The sequence below is a fragment of the Thiosocius teredinicola genome, assembly GCF_002009425.1.
GTDB lineage: Bacteria > Pseudomonadota > Gammaproteobacteria > Chromatiales > Chromatiaceae > Thiosocius > Thiosocius teredinicola.
The window spans coordinates 2,100,528-2,115,135 of sequence record NZ_CP019936.1 but is presented as its reverse complement, the minus strand read 5'-3'; the positions used below and the strand labels follow the sequence as shown (position 1 = coordinate 2,115,135).

General features: G+C 58.2%; 10 protein-coding genes. 8 read left to right on the top strand and 2 right to left on the bottom strand.

Annotated elements, in window-relative coordinates:
- Positions 1-664 precede the first annotated feature (664 nt).
- The 6 genes from B1781_RS10130 to epsG all read left to right on the top strand — a co-directional run bounded on the left by B1781_RS10130 (position 665) and on the right by epsG (position 9,482).
- Positions 665-4,003, top strand: a complete 3,339-nt coding sequence (locus B1781_RS10130; protein ID WP_078119563.1) for a DUF4838 domain-containing protein — start codon at positions 665-667, stop codon at positions 4,001-4,003.
- Between the two features lie 53 nt (positions 4,004-4,056).
- A complete protein-coding gene (locus B1781_RS10125; protein WP_078119562.1) occupies positions 4,057-4,743 on the top strand; it encodes a sulfotransferase family 2 domain-containing protein in 687 nt (228 codons plus the stop codon).
- 58 nt (positions 4,744-4,801) lie between these two features.
- Positions 4,802-6,040 (top strand): XrtB/PEP-CTERM-associated polysaccharide biosynthesis outer membrane protein EpsL, encoded by a 1,239-nt coding sequence (gene epsL, locus B1781_RS10120; protein WP_125932010.1) that lies wholly within the window; start codon positions 4,802-4,804, stop codon positions 6,038-6,040.
- Between the two features lie 251 nt (positions 6,041-6,291).
- Positions 6,292-7,140 carry a polysaccharide export protein EpsE gene (epsE, locus tag B1781_RS10110; protein ID WP_334223951.1) on the top strand — a complete coding sequence of 283 codons (849 nt, stop codon included), beginning with the start codon at positions 6,292-6,294 and terminating at the stop codon, positions 7,138-7,140.
- Between the two features lie 15 nt (positions 7,141-7,155).
- On the top strand, positions 7,156-8,517 hold the full coding sequence (epsF, locus tag B1781_RS10105) for a chain length determinant protein EpsF (RefSeq protein ID WP_078119558.1): 1,362 nt from the start codon (positions 7,156-7,158) through the stop codon (positions 8,515-8,517).
- Positions 8,518-8,603: 86 nt separating this feature from the next.
- Complete coding sequence (gene epsG, locus B1781_RS10100; RefSeq protein ID WP_334223950.1) at positions 8,604-9,482, top strand: chain length determinant protein tyrosine kinase EpsG; 879 nt, start codon at positions 8,604-8,606, stop codon at positions 9,480-9,482.
- Positions 9,483-9,774: 292 nt separating this feature from the next.
- Here the strand turns inward: epsG and B1781_RS10095 are convergent, their stop codons facing one another.
- On the bottom strand, positions 9,775-10,500 hold the full coding sequence (locus tag B1781_RS10095; protein ID WP_125932009.1) for a hypothetical protein: 726 nt from the start codon (positions 10,498-10,500) through the stop codon (positions 9,775-9,777).
- A gap of 746 nt (positions 10,501-11,246) precedes the next feature.
- On the opposite strand from B1781_RS10095, the gene B1781_RS10090 reads away from it, so the two are divergent.
- Entirely contained in the window at positions 11,247-12,821 is a 1,575-nt protein-coding gene (locus B1781_RS10090) for a serine/threonine protein kinase (protein WP_164513327.1), read from the top strand.
- A gap of 25 nt (positions 12,822-12,846) precedes the next feature.
- Positions 12,847-13,782 carry a GGDEF domain-containing protein gene (locus B1781_RS10085; protein WP_078119554.1) on the top strand — a complete coding sequence of 312 codons (936 nt, stop codon included), beginning with the start codon at positions 12,847-12,849 and terminating at the stop codon, positions 13,780-13,782.
- Here B1781_RS10085 and B1781_RS10080 read toward each other — a convergent pair.
- Positions 13,770-14,441, bottom strand: coding sequence for a transposase (locus B1781_RS10080; RefSeq protein WP_334223949.1), 672 nt, complete (start codon positions 14,439-14,441; stop codon positions 13,770-13,772). The genes B1781_RS10085 and B1781_RS10080 overlap by 13 nt on opposite strands.
- Positions 14,442-14,608 lie beyond the last annotated feature (167 nt).

Sequence of the window (14,608 nt, the reverse complement as noted above, 5' to 3'; positions counted from 1 at the left end):
AATGTTCGTCCACTTCTGCCATCGCCGTTGTTTTGTGGTTCGTCGTGTTCTGCAACATGGTGGATCGGGCGAAGCAAAATTGACGCCAGTGGAGACAAAAAATACGTGCTGCGACGTGGATGCTGGATGGCGCGAGCGTAAGTTAATTGCATGGCCGTTTGCGTGAACCAATCGTAAATTTTCGCCCCGTAAGTGATCAGGAGAGCCCCCTTTTGGCACCAAATTTGGGCATTGATCCGTCTAGCAGAACGTGGTCACCCTATCCGCCCCCTGCGATCATGTGACGTACCTCTCACTTGAGACCGCAATCAGCTTGGCGACGCCATCGGCAACCGTTCGAAACCCAGCGCCGTTGGCGCGCTGCTCGGGCCAACCCGATGACTCAATCAACAGAGCGCGCGATTAACAATGTCTCGCACAACGGTCCGGCAGTTCGCTGTCCTTCAATGACGCCGATGAACCACGCCTGCACACCGCAAAAGCACGGCCCTGATGTGCGCTCAAGAACGCTTGAAGCGTCGTGTACCACAAGCAAAACGTGGTGCGTTCGACGTTAACGTCCTTTGCCCGGGCCTGCCGCTGTACTTCCCAATCGTGTGCATGGAAACTGATTGGACGGACTGCCCGGTTAACTCAGGACTATGCGACAAAATTGGTAGCTGCAATGCCCCTGGATCGTCAGCGCGTGTTGTTGTTTTCGCTTGTGATCTTGGCGTCGAGTGTCGTTGCCGCTGTCGACGGGCGAAACGAGTCGTTGTTGCTGCACGACTTCGAGAACCGCAATGCGTGGCGTGGTTCGGGTAAGCCAACCGCGCATGAAGGACGAGAAGGCAATGGGCTGGCCGTGCACGGTGGCTTTGCCATGTCACCGTCGGTTGGTCGCATCGAGGTCTCCAACCCACGCGATCTCGAAGTGACGGCGTGGGTCAAATGCACCGATTGCCGCCCACACAGCGCCGGCATCGCCGTCCTGGCAAAGAACGCCGGTGACAAGGTGCTCGGTTCCTGGCTTGAAGGCGAGATACCGCGCTACTGGATGGACCGGGGCCAGTCGGCCGTGCTGGCAGCCAACGAGACCGCGGGCTGGGAACGATTGACGGGACGAATCCCGGCACAGCACATACCCGCGGGTACACACTATCTCGACATCTACCTTCGAGCCGATCTTGATGCCGCGGATCACGCAACCGCGGTGTTCGATACGCTGAGCGTAAACGCACTGCCACCCGGCGTCGTCGAGCCGACACGCATCATGCGCAACGGGGGATTCGAGCAAGGTCGACGCCCCTGGTGGGGAAAGACGGGAAAGATCGTCGATTCGACGTCGTTTGCCGGCAACCATGCACTCGAACTCGACAGCGGATTTGTCGCGCAAGACCGACGACCGGTGCAAGCGGGACAGAACTATCGGATCTCGCTGGCCGTGAAGTCTGTCGGTGCACCGAATGATTCGGTGTTTGTACAGCTGAGCTTTCGAGGCAACGGTGTCTCACCCGGATGGTTCGGACCGGAGCGCATCAAACTGAAGCGCCGAACGGAACGTGCGTTACTGGTAACCGGAGGCGATTCGGACTGGCGTCAATACTCGACCGTAGTCACTGCCCCTCATGGCGCAAATGAGCTGCTGCTGTACCTGCGCAAAAAGAAGGGCACCCCGGGCTTGGCCTATTTCGACGCCATCGAAACCGTGGCCACGACCGAAGCCGCTGCAACCCCGGCGTCAATAAAACTGAAAGAACTTCGCGCAAAGCTTATCGGACAAATGCCGCCGGGGCGCTTACCGTCCGGGTGGAACGACGACTCGACCGCGCTGCTGATTGCCGACGCACAGGTACCCCATCTGCGTATAGCCGTGCAGAAATCGCCGGACGTGGTCGTCCTGAACGCGGTCGGCGAGCTGGCCGAGTACCTGCAACGCATGTCGGGCGCCGACTTTCTACCCATACAAGAAGGTATGACACCGGATGCACAAGGACTCATCGGCGTGGGTGCAGGCCCTGACTGGATGGCGCGCTTTTTCCCGGCGCTCGATACTGACTCGCTGGGGGCCGACGGATTCGCAATCCGCGCTGAAGGGCAGCGGATCGTGATCGGCGGCGGTACAGCCCGCGGTGCCATGTATGGCGTTTATTGGTTTCTCGACCGCAAACTCGGCGTGAAGTGGCTGAGTCCCGATTTCACTCATGTGCCCAACATGCATCGCCTGTCTGTCGAGCATTTCGACACTGTGCAGATCCCCAGATTCTCGTACCGTGAAATCCTGAGCCACGAAGGCGAGGACAAGCGTTTTCGCGCGCACAATCTGCTCAACGGCGAATCCCACGGTCCGTCGTTCTTGGACTCGCCTCCGGAGATCGACGTCTGGGACCAGAGCTGGTTGGCCAAGGGCGGCTCAGCGAACTTCTGGCAACTCGCGCAGCGCAAGAAGAACGCCAAAGTCCATCCCGAGTGGTTCACCGGTGGACAAGTCGCCATGATGAACCCTGCTCTGCGCCGCAAGACAGCCGAATCCGTCATCGAACAACTGCGCAGACAAAAAGACTACCGGGCAATCTGGTTCGGCATCCTCGATATGGACTGGGGATGGGACATGGACCGACAAAGCGCGGCCTTCGCCGAACAGCACGGCGGCATGCCCTCGGCGCCGCGGCTCGACATGATGATCGAGGTGGCCGAGATCGTGCGCGAATCGCTACCTGGCGCCAAACTTGCATTCAATGCCTATCACTGGAGCATGACACCGCCCGACAAGCTGAGCGTACCGGACCACATCCTGGTTTTTCCGATGACCATCAATGTCGACTACTCAAGTGCGCTGAACAAGGGCAACAACCTGCAACTGGGTGCCGACCTGGTCGGTTGGAACGAGCGCGCACGACATGTTTTGGTATGGGATCACATCGCCAACTTTTCGGGCTTTCTCCAACCGACGCCAAACATTTACCCTATCGCCGAAAGCGTCAAGTGGCTCGCAACCTTGGAGAACGTGCAGGGGTACTTTGCCGAAGGGAGTTGGAACACGCCCTCGGCCGAGTTTGCCCAGTTGCGGGCATGGATGCTGTCGAGACTTCTATGGAATCCGGACCTCGATCCCGAGGAAGTCGTTCGTGAGTTCTGCGAGCTCTACTACGGACCCGCTGCACAACCGGTCATGCAGTACATCGACCTGATGCATCGTGCGATCCGACAAAGCGGTGATGTACTGGCCGAGAAAACCCAGGTCGATCTGAAGATGTTCAATCTCGAATTTGTGTCCGAGGTAGACGCCTTTTTCGATCGGGCGGAGAAACTGGCAGCCGACGATCCCGTTCGGCTGAAGCACGTCAGAGCGGCACGCATGCCGATCGACTATGTCGCGGCCGCGCGCCACCTGGATCTGCGAAACGAAGCGGATGCAAAGGGAATCGTCTGGCCGCGTGACAACGCGGCGCGCATTGCAAGACTGATGGCTTCCGCCAAGGCTGCGGGTGTGAAATGGTATCGCCAAGGCGGCGACCTCAAGAAGATGGAGCGCATGCTGCGCGTCAAACGGAAAGATCCAACGCCCCCGCCCGCCTCGCTGCTGACGGCGGCCAATGATTGGCACGATTTTCAGGACCTGTCGCTCAATCGATACGCGGCCACGTCGATCGTTGCCGATGCCGACGCCTCCGATGGCGGTGCCGCGCGGATTCCGGCCGGCAAGAAAGGCTGGCTGATTCAGTTCAAGTTGGACAAGTTACCGTCGGTCGGCGCATGGGATCTCTACGTCGCCATGCGCCCCGAGCGTACCGCGGCAGTGAGCGCAGAACCCTATGCGAATGTCGGCAGCTATCCACCCATGACCCTGTTTCGCGCCGTGCGCAAAGCGGCCAATGATTCAGGATATCAATATATAAAGGTGCCCGGGGGACCGTTCGAGCGTGAGGTAAATCATCAGCGAGGAATCTATGTTCAATCCCAGACCGACAAAGATACGACCGGCGTACTCGTGGATAGAATCGTCGCGGTGCGAAAAAAATAGTGTTTTACCGCACAGTTTTGACAAAAGATTGGCTGTTGAGTTGAGAATATCTAATGATTTCGCATGATCATCATTGTATTTTTGTACATATCCCGAAGGCAGCTGGAACCAGCATTGAAACGGCTTTCGGCCACCTCGACGGCCACGCTGGACGCGAAGGCCAGGACCACCGGACATTCCGCATGATGCTGTGGCCATCGCTGGCGCTATCCAGCTTTTCCAGCGTAGACAATGTAAAAGAAGTCATTAAAGCGACGGTTTATCCTTTCACGAGTCACCCCAACGCACGAAATAGAGTTTCTGCCAACAAACATCAGATCGAACAGTACTTCAAATTCACGGTCGTTCGAAATCCGTGGGCAAGGGCTTTTTCCTGGTATCAGAATGTTAAACGCGACGCCGAGCATCAGCGGCTACTGGGCGTCGATGCCGACATTGACTTCAAGACGTTCTTCAAGCGATTCCGCGGCCGAGGCATGCTCAAACCACAGACACACTGGCTGAAAGATTTCGATGGCAAGATCCCAATGGATTACATCTGTCGATTTGAATCGCTGCAGCAGGACTTCTCGGTAGCCTGCGAACGCATGGGCATCGACGAAATACAGCTGCCGCATGCCCTGAAAGGTTCCGGCAAACACTATGCGGATTTTTACGATGCGGAGACCAAAGCGTTGGCGGATGAAACCTACGCAGACGATATCGAACTGTTCGGCTACCAGTTCGGTGACAAGAGTTAGCCCGCTTTCCCCAGATATGCATGCCCCCGAAGATCGAGAAGCACCGTTGCAACAGAAGATGGAAACAAGTGGCACGACAGCCGGGTTCGAGCGCACGCGGCCACTACGCGGGCTGCCCGGCCTGACGGCGGTGATCTGTTTGATTGCCGTGACATCGAGTCACGCCGCAGACGACGAAGACCCGCTCCAGTTCGTGATCAGCCAATCGTTTCGGCATGACGACAACCTGTTTCGCCTGTCGGATGATGAATCCCCTCCCGGCGATGGCAGTCGCTCCGACACCCTAAGCGTTACCTCGGCCAAGGCCCGGTTCGCAAAACGCTACAGTCGCCAATTCGTCAGTGCATCCGCGCGCGTGTCATCCGTCGCCTTCGATAAGTGGGACGAGTTGGATTACACGACGAAAGGCGCATCTGCCGCGTGGCGATGGGCCGTGGGAAGCCGGTGGACGGGTCTGCTCAACGCGAACTATGACGAAGTCCCGCGCGACTTTTCCGAGATCCTTACGATTGACGACGAAGTCAGTATCAACGAACAACGAACCCTGGGGGGAACGGCAAACTATTGGTTTCACCCGGATTGGGCAGTCAGCGGTGGCGTTGAGCAGTACGACTCCTCGCTCAGCGATACCGCGTCGGAGTCGGCCGAGTACCAGGCGATGATCTACGACCTGGGCGTCACGTACCGCCCGGGGTCGGGAAACCGTTTGGCACTGACCGGCCGATATACCGACGGCGAGTACCCCAACCGGATCGCCACGTCCACCCAAGACGAAGGCTACACGCAGAAAGATATCCGCCTTGCCGGGGAGTGGAAGTTCACCGGTGCATCCAAGCTGTCCGGCTACGTTGGCCTGACGGAACGCGAGTACGAAAACCTTGGCGCCAAGGATTTCTCAGGCGTGACTGCGCGCATTCAACACGACTGGGATATCTCGGGCAAAACCAAGCTTCGCACCACGGCACGCCGGGAGATCGGCGCGCGAGAGGATCTGATCAATAACTTCGTTGTCGTCACTGCCTTCTCGGTCGCGCCGTCATGGACGCCGACCGAACGCATCAGCGTTTCAGGTCTGTGGGAGATCAAGAAACGTGACTTCGAAGGCGATCCGGGTTTCGTCGTCAATTCGACCGACCTCGACGACACGACCAATCGCTTTCGGGCCAGCGTGGCGTACCAACCCTTGGACAATCTCAATCTGGAATTGTCGCAGACTTACATTGAACGTGAGAGCGACCGAGCGTCTGCCGAGTTCGATGCAAATGTTACCGAATTGACGATGCGTCTCCTTTTCTGATGATGAAAGCCATGCACCTTTTCGCTGCCGGCATGTGGGTTCACATCGAAGCACCCTCGCTCACGGGCGTGACAAAAAGCGAGAAGCCGGCGACGGGCCGAACCTTTGCACGGTATTTGAGATCTATGCATTTGCCCTTCGCCGCCGGGCGGGCAGAATTGATACGGCATGCTCACCACGATGCGAGCCTTGCAGCACTTTCAACCCGGGACGTCGCGGTGTCGATGTAGCGGAACACGGCTATGGAAACAATGAAATCGAACAGAGGCATGATGAAACTCGACAACACGTCGCCGACCTGGAAAGTCAACGGACTTGCCGCAGTGATGCTTTTTATCCTGCTGGCGATGGGCACTCAATCCTGGGCGCAAGACCGGGAATACGCCCTCGGGGCCGGCGATGTGATTCGGATAACGGTGTTTCAAAACCCGGATCTGACCACCGAAGCCAGGGTGTCGGAAAACGGCAACATAACCTTCCCGCTGATCGGCAGCGTCGCCGTCGGTGGACGCAGCATCGCCAATGCCGAACGTAACATTGCCGATCATCTGCGCGACGGAGGGTATGTCCTTCAGCCGCAGGTCAGCATCCTGCCGATTCAGATCAGGGGCAATCAGGTTGCGGTATTGGGGCACGTGAATCGACCCGGTCGCTATCCCCTCGAAACCCTCAAAACACGCTTGTCCGACATGCTCGCCACGGCGGGCGGTATCTCGTCGACAGGCAGCGATATCGTAGTCCTCGTCGGCGAGCGCGACGGCAAGCCGTTGCGGGTCACGGTGAATATCCCGGAGGTTTTCGCCGCAGGCGACTTCAGCAAGGATATGCTCCTGCACGACGGCGACCGCATCTATGTGCAACGGGCCCCAAGCTTCTACATCTATGGTGCGGTCAACAAACCCGGCATCTACCGTCTTGAAGACAAGATGACCGTGATGCAAGGATTGGCGACCGGGGGCGGTATCAATCCTCGCGGAACGCAAAGCGGGCTGCGGATTCACCGGCGTGGTAAATCGAACAACATCGAGGTCATCGAGCCGGACTTGAACCAGGCGCTCGCCCCGAATGATGTCATCTATGTGAAGGAAAGCCTGTTCTGATCAAGGCACAATGCTATGACCATCATCCAACTACTGAGGCTGGTGCGGGCACGCTGGAGGATAGTGCTGCTCACGTTTGTGCTCGTCGTCGGTGCGGCGGCTGCGCTGAATGCCTACCTGCCGGAAAAATACACCTCCACGGCATCGGTAGTGATCGACGTGCGTCAGGCGGATTTCACCTACGGCTCCACCCTGCCTGGTCAGACGCTCACCAGCTACGTCGCTACGCAGGTCGACATCATCTCTTCGGTCCGCGTCGCGCAACGCGTGGTCGAGATGCTCGAACTGGATAAACTGCCCGGCGTACGCGAGCGCTGGCTCGACAAAACCGGCGGTGAGGGAACGCTCGTCTCGTGGATGGCCCTGGTGGTCAAAGACAATCTCGAAGTCTATCCCGGGCGTGACAGCAACGTTATCTATATCAGTTACAGCGGGGCGAATCCTGAACGCGCCGCGGCTATCGCAAACGCTTTTGCCCAGGCGTACATCGAGACAAACCTGGAGCTCAAGGTCGACCCCGCACGGCAGTATTCGGAGTGGTCCAGCGGCCGGTCGCAGTCGTTGCGCGACGAACTGGAAAGCGCTCGCAAACGCCTTTCGGACTATCAGCAGGAGCACGGCATCGTCGCCGTCGACGACGAGCGCCTGGATATCGAGGTTGCCCGTCTCAGTGAGTTGTCGAGCCAGTTGAGCACCGCGCAAGGTCAACGGGCGGACAGTGCCTCCCGACTGAGTCAGAGCAGCTCGCCGGACACCCTGCCGGAAGTCATGCAGAACAGCCTCATTCAATCGCTCAAGTCGGACCTTGCCAAACTGGAAACACAGCGCGATCAGTTGTCCGTGAGACTCGGGAGCAATCACCCCGAGCGGCAACGCGTCGAGACCGAGATTGCCGGCCTGCGCGGCAAAATCCGCGCCGAAACGAAGCGTGTTGCCAATTCGCTCAGCACGACAAATCTGGTCAGCGAAAGCCGCCTGACCGAGATCAAGGCCGCCGTGGAGGCGCAGAAAGCCCATGTATTGCAGCTGCGGGCGCAACGCGACCAGATAGCCGTATTGCAGCGGGATGTTGAGCACGCCCAGAACACGTTCGATCTGGTCACGCAACGTCTTGCGCAGAGTAACCTGGAGAAACAGACGCAGCAGACCAACGTTGTCGTCCTTACCCCGGCGATACCGGCGACGCGGCCTTCGAGTCCGAAAGTGATGCGCAATATGGCATTGAGCGTCGTGATGGGCATGACCTTGGGCTTCGGTCTCGCTTACCTCCTGGAATTTTTCAATCCACGGGTTCGCTCGCGAGACGATCTGGCAACGTCGCTCGAGGCGCCTGTGCTGGGGGTTATTCCCGGCGCCAATATGGCATCCAAGCACTAGAGGATCTGAATCATGCAACACTTGCGTCATCGCCCCAGTTCATCCTTAATCGGTTTATGACGTCTCGAGGTCTTCGGGTGAACGCTATGCAAAACAAGCCGGCGCAACTGACTCCGTTTCAGTTTCCCAACAACGATGTGCCGATGGGGGCGATCCTGATCCGTGCGGGCCGCCTGAGCCCCACCGATGCAGAACGAATCCTCCAGAAGCAATCCGAAGAGAATCTGCAGTTTGGCGCCGCGGGGCTCAAACTTGGCCTCATCACCAAAGACGACATTCAATACGCGCTGAATCGCCAGTTCGATTTTCCCTGCCTGTCACCGCAAACCTCGTTGATATCGACGGAGGTTACCGCTGCGTTCGATCCCGGCTCACCCCAGATCGAGGCACTACGCGCACTCAGAAGCCAGCTTCTGCTCCGTTGGTTCTCCGATGCCCCTTCGCGCAAAACGCTCGCGATCGTCAGTCCGAACCAAGGGGATGGCCGCTCCTGGCTGACCGCAAACCTGGCCGTGGTTTTCTCCCAGCTGGGTCAAAGAACACTGGTTATCGACGCCAACATGCGGCAGCCGACCTTGCACCGTTGGTTTGGTCTCGATAACCGCCTCGGGTTGGCGGCCGTGCTCTCCAGGCGCGGTGGGCCTCAGTGCATTCAGCCCGTACCGGATATCAGGGCTTTGTCGGTTTTGCCTGCAGGGGCCCAGCCCCCCAACCCGCAAGAGCTGTTGGCAAGGCGCGCTTTTGCCGGGCTGCTGAAGCAAAGCGCCGACGCGTTTGACGTCGTGCTCATTGATACGCCGCCCGCGGGGCAATATGCGGATGCGCAGACGGTATCGGTGAGGGCCGACGGAGCGCTGGTGATTGCCCGCAAAGACTCGACCCCGGTCGATGTGCTGAAGACACTCCGGCAAGAGCTGCATCAAGCCGGTGCTATCGTTTGTGGTTCGGTACTGAACCAGCACTGAGCTTCGGCCACACCTTTCCCCTGCAGCCACCGCAAGAGCTGCGACGGCTGGCATATCGGCGCCTGCTCGGCGAAGCTGCATCACTGCGAGCTTTCTTGAAAGGAGTACGCGTTTCTTAGTCGGCCTGATCGAGCGATCGGGCGATGCATGGCTAAACAAATGCGCTTGGATTGACCGTAACGATCACACAACTGATCGTAAACCAAGGCAGTTCACCCGATATCGAAAAAGGCAGGACCCTTCGCCCAATAGCCCGTCGAAGCATCCTGCCCTATCAGCGGCTTTAACCTCCCTAGGTCAGCATTTGCTTTCTGCTTGCACCCATTGCAGCCACGCCGATCAACAAGAAAGCGAAAGTAGCCGGCAACGGCACGCCGGTTGATTCATCCGTTGTCGTCAGGCCCAACTGATCAAACGTCCACGCCCCACTCAATACCACTGGGTCTGCACGCAAACGCACGCCCAAGGCGCTCCAGCCATTGTCGATCGCATCACTCACGACAGATTGCACGTCGAAGCTGAGAATGTCGCCGACTGAGAGCGGCGAGGTGTCGAAGGTATCGATCACAATCGACGTGGCGATAAAGAAATTGTCGGTGACATCCGAGAAGGTGAAATTGCCATCGGCTTCGAATGCCTCGATCGTGATCGGGCCGAAAAACGGAAAATCGTTGTTCGGCACCACTGGGGCGACATCGAGAAATAGACCGCCGTCGTTGTACACGTCGAACGTCAGATAAGCAGGCGAGCCGCTTGTGACACCGGTCAGATCGAATTCAGAGAACCCGCGAATCTCTTCCACGAACCCCGGCTCTCCTGAAAAGGCGCCAACTTCAGCCTTGTCCGGAGGATTGCCAAACGGAGAGGAGTCACAGCAACTCGGATCGGAATGCGTGTGGATTTCGCTCGGTGCCGAAGCGACTGTATAGGTGAGTCCCTCGGTTATGAGCGCAGCATGTCCGTAACCTGATAACGCGATAGCAGCGGAGAATCCGCCAATCGTGATCAACCTATTCATAATCATCTCCCTGATCAAATGAATGTGTCGTATCGATAACTACCATCTGCAGTAGCCCGACGATCAAGCCACTCAGCGTTTCGAAGCCCTATCCCTGCTACTCCCACGAACACTTCGAAAGAGTCGCTGCTCGATGCCCGACTGATGCACATTACAGCCGGTAAGCTACCCTGAAGAGCTTGCGCCGTTTCACAAGTTAGATCAACGGTTCGATGAAATATAAAGAAAAAGATAAACGGACGGGCGTTGTGTCGCTTTTGCACTGCACAATATGATCCATCCCGCCAAGAAGAATAAGCGACAAAATATCAATGCCGGGGCATCGGTTTTGCGTAAACATGTACGTTCGTGCGGTGCCATGTCGCAAGTTGCGTCCAAACTCTGCCACTTTGTCGCCGGCGGCCACCCTGCGCGTTCGAGCCGCCCCAGCGGGTGTCGAGTGCCCGCCGGTTCAAGCGCCGCGATACCAGGTGCACATCCAGCATCCGGCTCGACGTCGGAAAATCCTCATGATGCGGCCGCACCCGCCGCTACAGGGAACTAACCGATCTGGATTTAGCTTCCTGACGTGCCGTCGGCCGCTCAGCGCGCCCTATTCCCGGCACTAAACCGCAACTGACTCGAATGCTGGCGAGATGGTAGATATCGAGACAATTTGCCTGAACTGCATGGCCGTCAAAGGCGACCAGGCACTGTGCCCACATTGCAACACAGCGCCCGGCAGTCTGCCGCGGAGCCCGGTCGCGATGCCTGAAAGCACCCTACTCAACGACCGCTTCGTGATCGGCCGGGTGTTGGGAAAACCCGGCGGGTTCGGCATCACCTATCTGGCGTGGGACAAGGTGCTCGAAACCGCTGCGGCGATCAAAGAGTTTCTGCCGCTGTCATCCGTGTCTCGCGAGGCGGGGACCATCTCGGTATTGCCGAACTCAGACGAAGATGCCGCAGCCTTCGATACCGGCCTGCAGGTCTTCATGAAGGAGGCCAAGACGCTGGCGCAGTTTTCGCACCCGAACATTGTTCGCGTGCGCGATTATTTTCCTGCCAACAACACCGCCTACCTGGTCATGGACTTTCACCGTGGCCAATCGCTGGACGAGTTCGTCAAGAGCGAGCAAGGCCCGCTGAGCGAAACATTGGCGCTGCAGATCATGCTGCCGATTCTCGACGGGCTTAAAGAGGTGCATGCGAAGGGATTCCTGCACCGCGACATCAAACCACAGAACATCTACCTCACCGACAAGGCGACACCGATGCTGTTGGATTTCGGTGCAGCGCGTATGGCCTTGGCGGGTGTCACCAAGACCATGACCGTGATGTTGTCGGCTGGGTTTGCGCCGTTCGAGCAGTACCATGCCAAAGGTCGCCAAGGTCCGTGGACCGATGTCTACGGCGTTGCCGCTACCCTTTACTACATGGTCACCGGCAAGGTTCCACAGGACGCCATCGAACGACAGCACGAAGACAAGCTGTTGCCGCCCATCGTGTTCAACAAGAACCTGAGCAAGCGATTCAGTCAGGCGATCATGCGAGGGCTCGCCGTCGAACCCGGGAATCGCCCCCAAACCGCCATGGCGCTGCGCAACGCGCTGAGCGGCGACTTCCATCAAGACGGCACCGCTACCGTCGCCACGCTCGCGCCAACTGTCGCCTCCGCAGCGCCGCCACGACCGATCGCAGCGTCGTCGCCGCAGACGGTCATCTTCGACAGCCAGCCGCCGGATACCCGCGGGGGGCTGAACCGTTGGATCGCATTGGCTCTGATCCTGGCTGTCGGGCTGTTGGTCTGGAGCAAATGGCAGCCGGACACGCCGCAGAGTGGCGATCAAGTGGCCCGACCGAACATGCCGGCCAAGCCAACAACCGTCGTACGAGCACCTTCGCCAACGCCGCCGAACCCAACAACCGAGACGACAGCTCAGCCAGCGCCGGTCGAGCATCAACAGCGACAACCGGCAGAAGTTGCCGGCGCGCCACGCGTCTCTGGCCAGCCATCGGCACCTCAGGTGCTCGCACCACCGCCACCTGTCGAAAGCGCACCTCCACCATCGACGCGACCGCGTGAGGCAGCGACTGCGCCACCGCCCGAAAGACTCCGGCCGACACAGCCGGCGTTCGCAAATCAACGACCGCGGCCACCTCAGCAGGCGTTCGATGCCTGCCGCAATCGTTCAGTGGGCAGCACGTGCAAGATACGCAGCCCGCGCGGAGAGGAAACCGGCCAATGTGAATCTTTCGACACCAGCGGCGTAGCATGTGTGCCAGACTTCCACCGCGCCGACGGAAGACAGCCTCCCGCTGCCCGCTCCGCGCGATTCTGAAACCTGTTTGTGCACGCGGCTGCCGATGAGCGACCAAGACTCGATAACACAAAATCTCGCTGAAACGATCCTCGAGAGCACCGTTGGCGACGATAGTCGACCCGATACAACGCCGAAACCTGAACCTTACCTCGTCATCCTGTCGGGTTCAGACGAGGGTCAGTTGTTTGCACTGGCGCGTGCACGCAACAGTTTCGGACGTGGCCACGATGCCGACATTGTCCTGACCGACCCCAAACTGTCGCGTAGCCACGGCGCCTTTCTCGTCGACGGCGAAAGGATCGAGATCATCGATTTTCAATCGACCAATGGAACATTCCTCGATGGCGAGCGTATCGATCGCGCGATCGTGCAACCGACCTCCAGAGTGCTTGCCGGCGCCAGCGAGATGAAAATCGAGTTCAAGCGCGCTACCGAGATCGAGGCGGAGCGCAAGCTCTACGAAGCGGCCAATACCGACCCGCTCACCAGCGCGTTGAATCGGCGTGCCTTCATGGCCCGTGCCGAACAGGAACTGGCCAACGCAGAGAGAACGGGGAGTCGTACGTCGCTGATGATGTGCGACATCGATCATTTCAAACGCATCAACGACAACCACGGCCACCCGGCCGGCGACCATGTGCTCAAAGAACTTGTCGATATTCTTCGCAGCCACATCCGCAAAGAAGACCTGCTCGCGCGGTTCGGCGGCGAAGAATTCGTGCTGCTGTTATGCAGAACAGAACAGGATGCTGCCGGCGATTGGGCCGAACGAATCCGGTCGGCGGTAGAGCAACACCAATTTGTCTTCGACGGAAAGTCCATTCCCGTGACCTTGTCGATGGGCATCAGCTGCCCTGCGCAAGCGGCAGGGGTGCCGCTAGATAAGATGATTCAAGACGCTGACGGCGCGCTGTATCGTGCCAAACAAGCCGGGAGGAATCGGGTGGTTGAAGCCGAATCAAGGGGTCAGAGTTCTTGATCGCGAAAGGCCTTGCTTTTGCGGTCGCCACCATGGCGATAGGGTCGGACCCGACGATTCAACGCTAGCTCTATCTCGTCGCGAAATCGATCGTTGCCAATCACAGCGCCTGTCTCTGTGGCCAAGCGAATCTGCCCGAGCGTTACGACATCCAGTTGCCTTTCAAACAACTGGCGATACCCTTCCCTACAGCTCGCGAGGTCCTGACCCAACCTTTGATACACGTCATGCGATGAAAGCAAGCTGTCCGCCTGACCCTGCGCATTACCCCGGTAGCTCGACCAGCGGTATTGCTGTGGCGCGCTCACCATACCAGCGCGTATTGGATTCATCTCTATGTAGCGACTACACACCAAAAGATATCGCTCAGAATCGACGATGGCCGACTTGAAACGCCCTTCCCACAACGTGCCTGTTCGCCGGTAGGCTGTGTTCACATACCGTACATAGCGACGACCGACAGACTGCATCACTCGTGAAGGTCCGTCCTCACTAGAGGGAGTCAACAGCAAGTGCACATGATTGGTCATGAAGACATATGCATGTACGGCACATTGATAGCGGTGTGCCGCGTCTTGCAAAGCTTCATAGTAGAACTGATAGTCTTCGTCGGCAAAGAATATCGCCTGCCGATTGTTACCACGTTGGATGAGATGCAATGCTTGTCCTGGCACTACGTGTCGAGGTCTACGTGCCATAGTGCAGTCCTTTGCGTTGGCAAGTTGAAGGCATGAATGGGAAAGACTAGTCGCTCGGAGCCTGGCGGATCAACAGATCAAGTACTCTGACCCCTTGATTTTTTTTGCGTTGGCAAGTTGAAGGTATG

What these genes read in the sequence shown, in the direction of transcription:
- B1781_RS10130 (WP_078119563.1), top strand. Translation starts at nt 665, where the DNA reads ATGCCCCTGGATCGTCAGCGCGTGTTGTTGTTTTCGCTTGTGATCTTG.
- B1781_RS10125 (WP_078119562.1), top strand. Translation starts at nt 4,057, where the DNA reads ATGATTTCGCATGATCATCATTGTATTTTTGTACATATCCCGAAGGCA.
- epsL (WP_125932010.1), top strand. Translation starts at nt 4,802, where the DNA reads ATGGAAACAAGTGGCACGACAGCCGGGTTCGAGCGCACGCGGCCACTA.
- epsE (WP_334223951.1), top strand. Translation starts at nt 6,292, where the DNA reads ATGAAATCGAACAGAGGCATGATGAAACTCGACAACACGTCGCCGACC.
- epsF (WP_078119558.1), top strand. Translation starts at nt 7,156, where the DNA reads ATGACCATCATCCAACTACTGAGGCTGGTGCGGGCACGCTGGAGGATA.
- epsG (WP_334223950.1), top strand. Translation starts at nt 8,604, where the DNA reads ATGCAAAACAAGCCGGCGCAACTGACTCCGTTTCAGTTTCCCAACAAC.
- B1781_RS10095 (WP_125932009.1), bottom strand. Translation starts at nt 10,500, where the DNA reads ATGAATAGGTTGATCACGATTGGCGGATTCTCCGCTGCTATCGCGTTA.
- B1781_RS10090 (WP_164513327.1), top strand. Translation starts at nt 11,247, where the DNA reads ATGCCTGAAAGCACCCTACTCAACGACCGCTTCGTGATCGGCCGGGTG.
- B1781_RS10085 (WP_078119554.1), top strand. Translation starts at nt 12,847, where the DNA reads ATGAGCGACCAAGACTCGATAACACAAAATCTCGCTGAAACGATCCTC.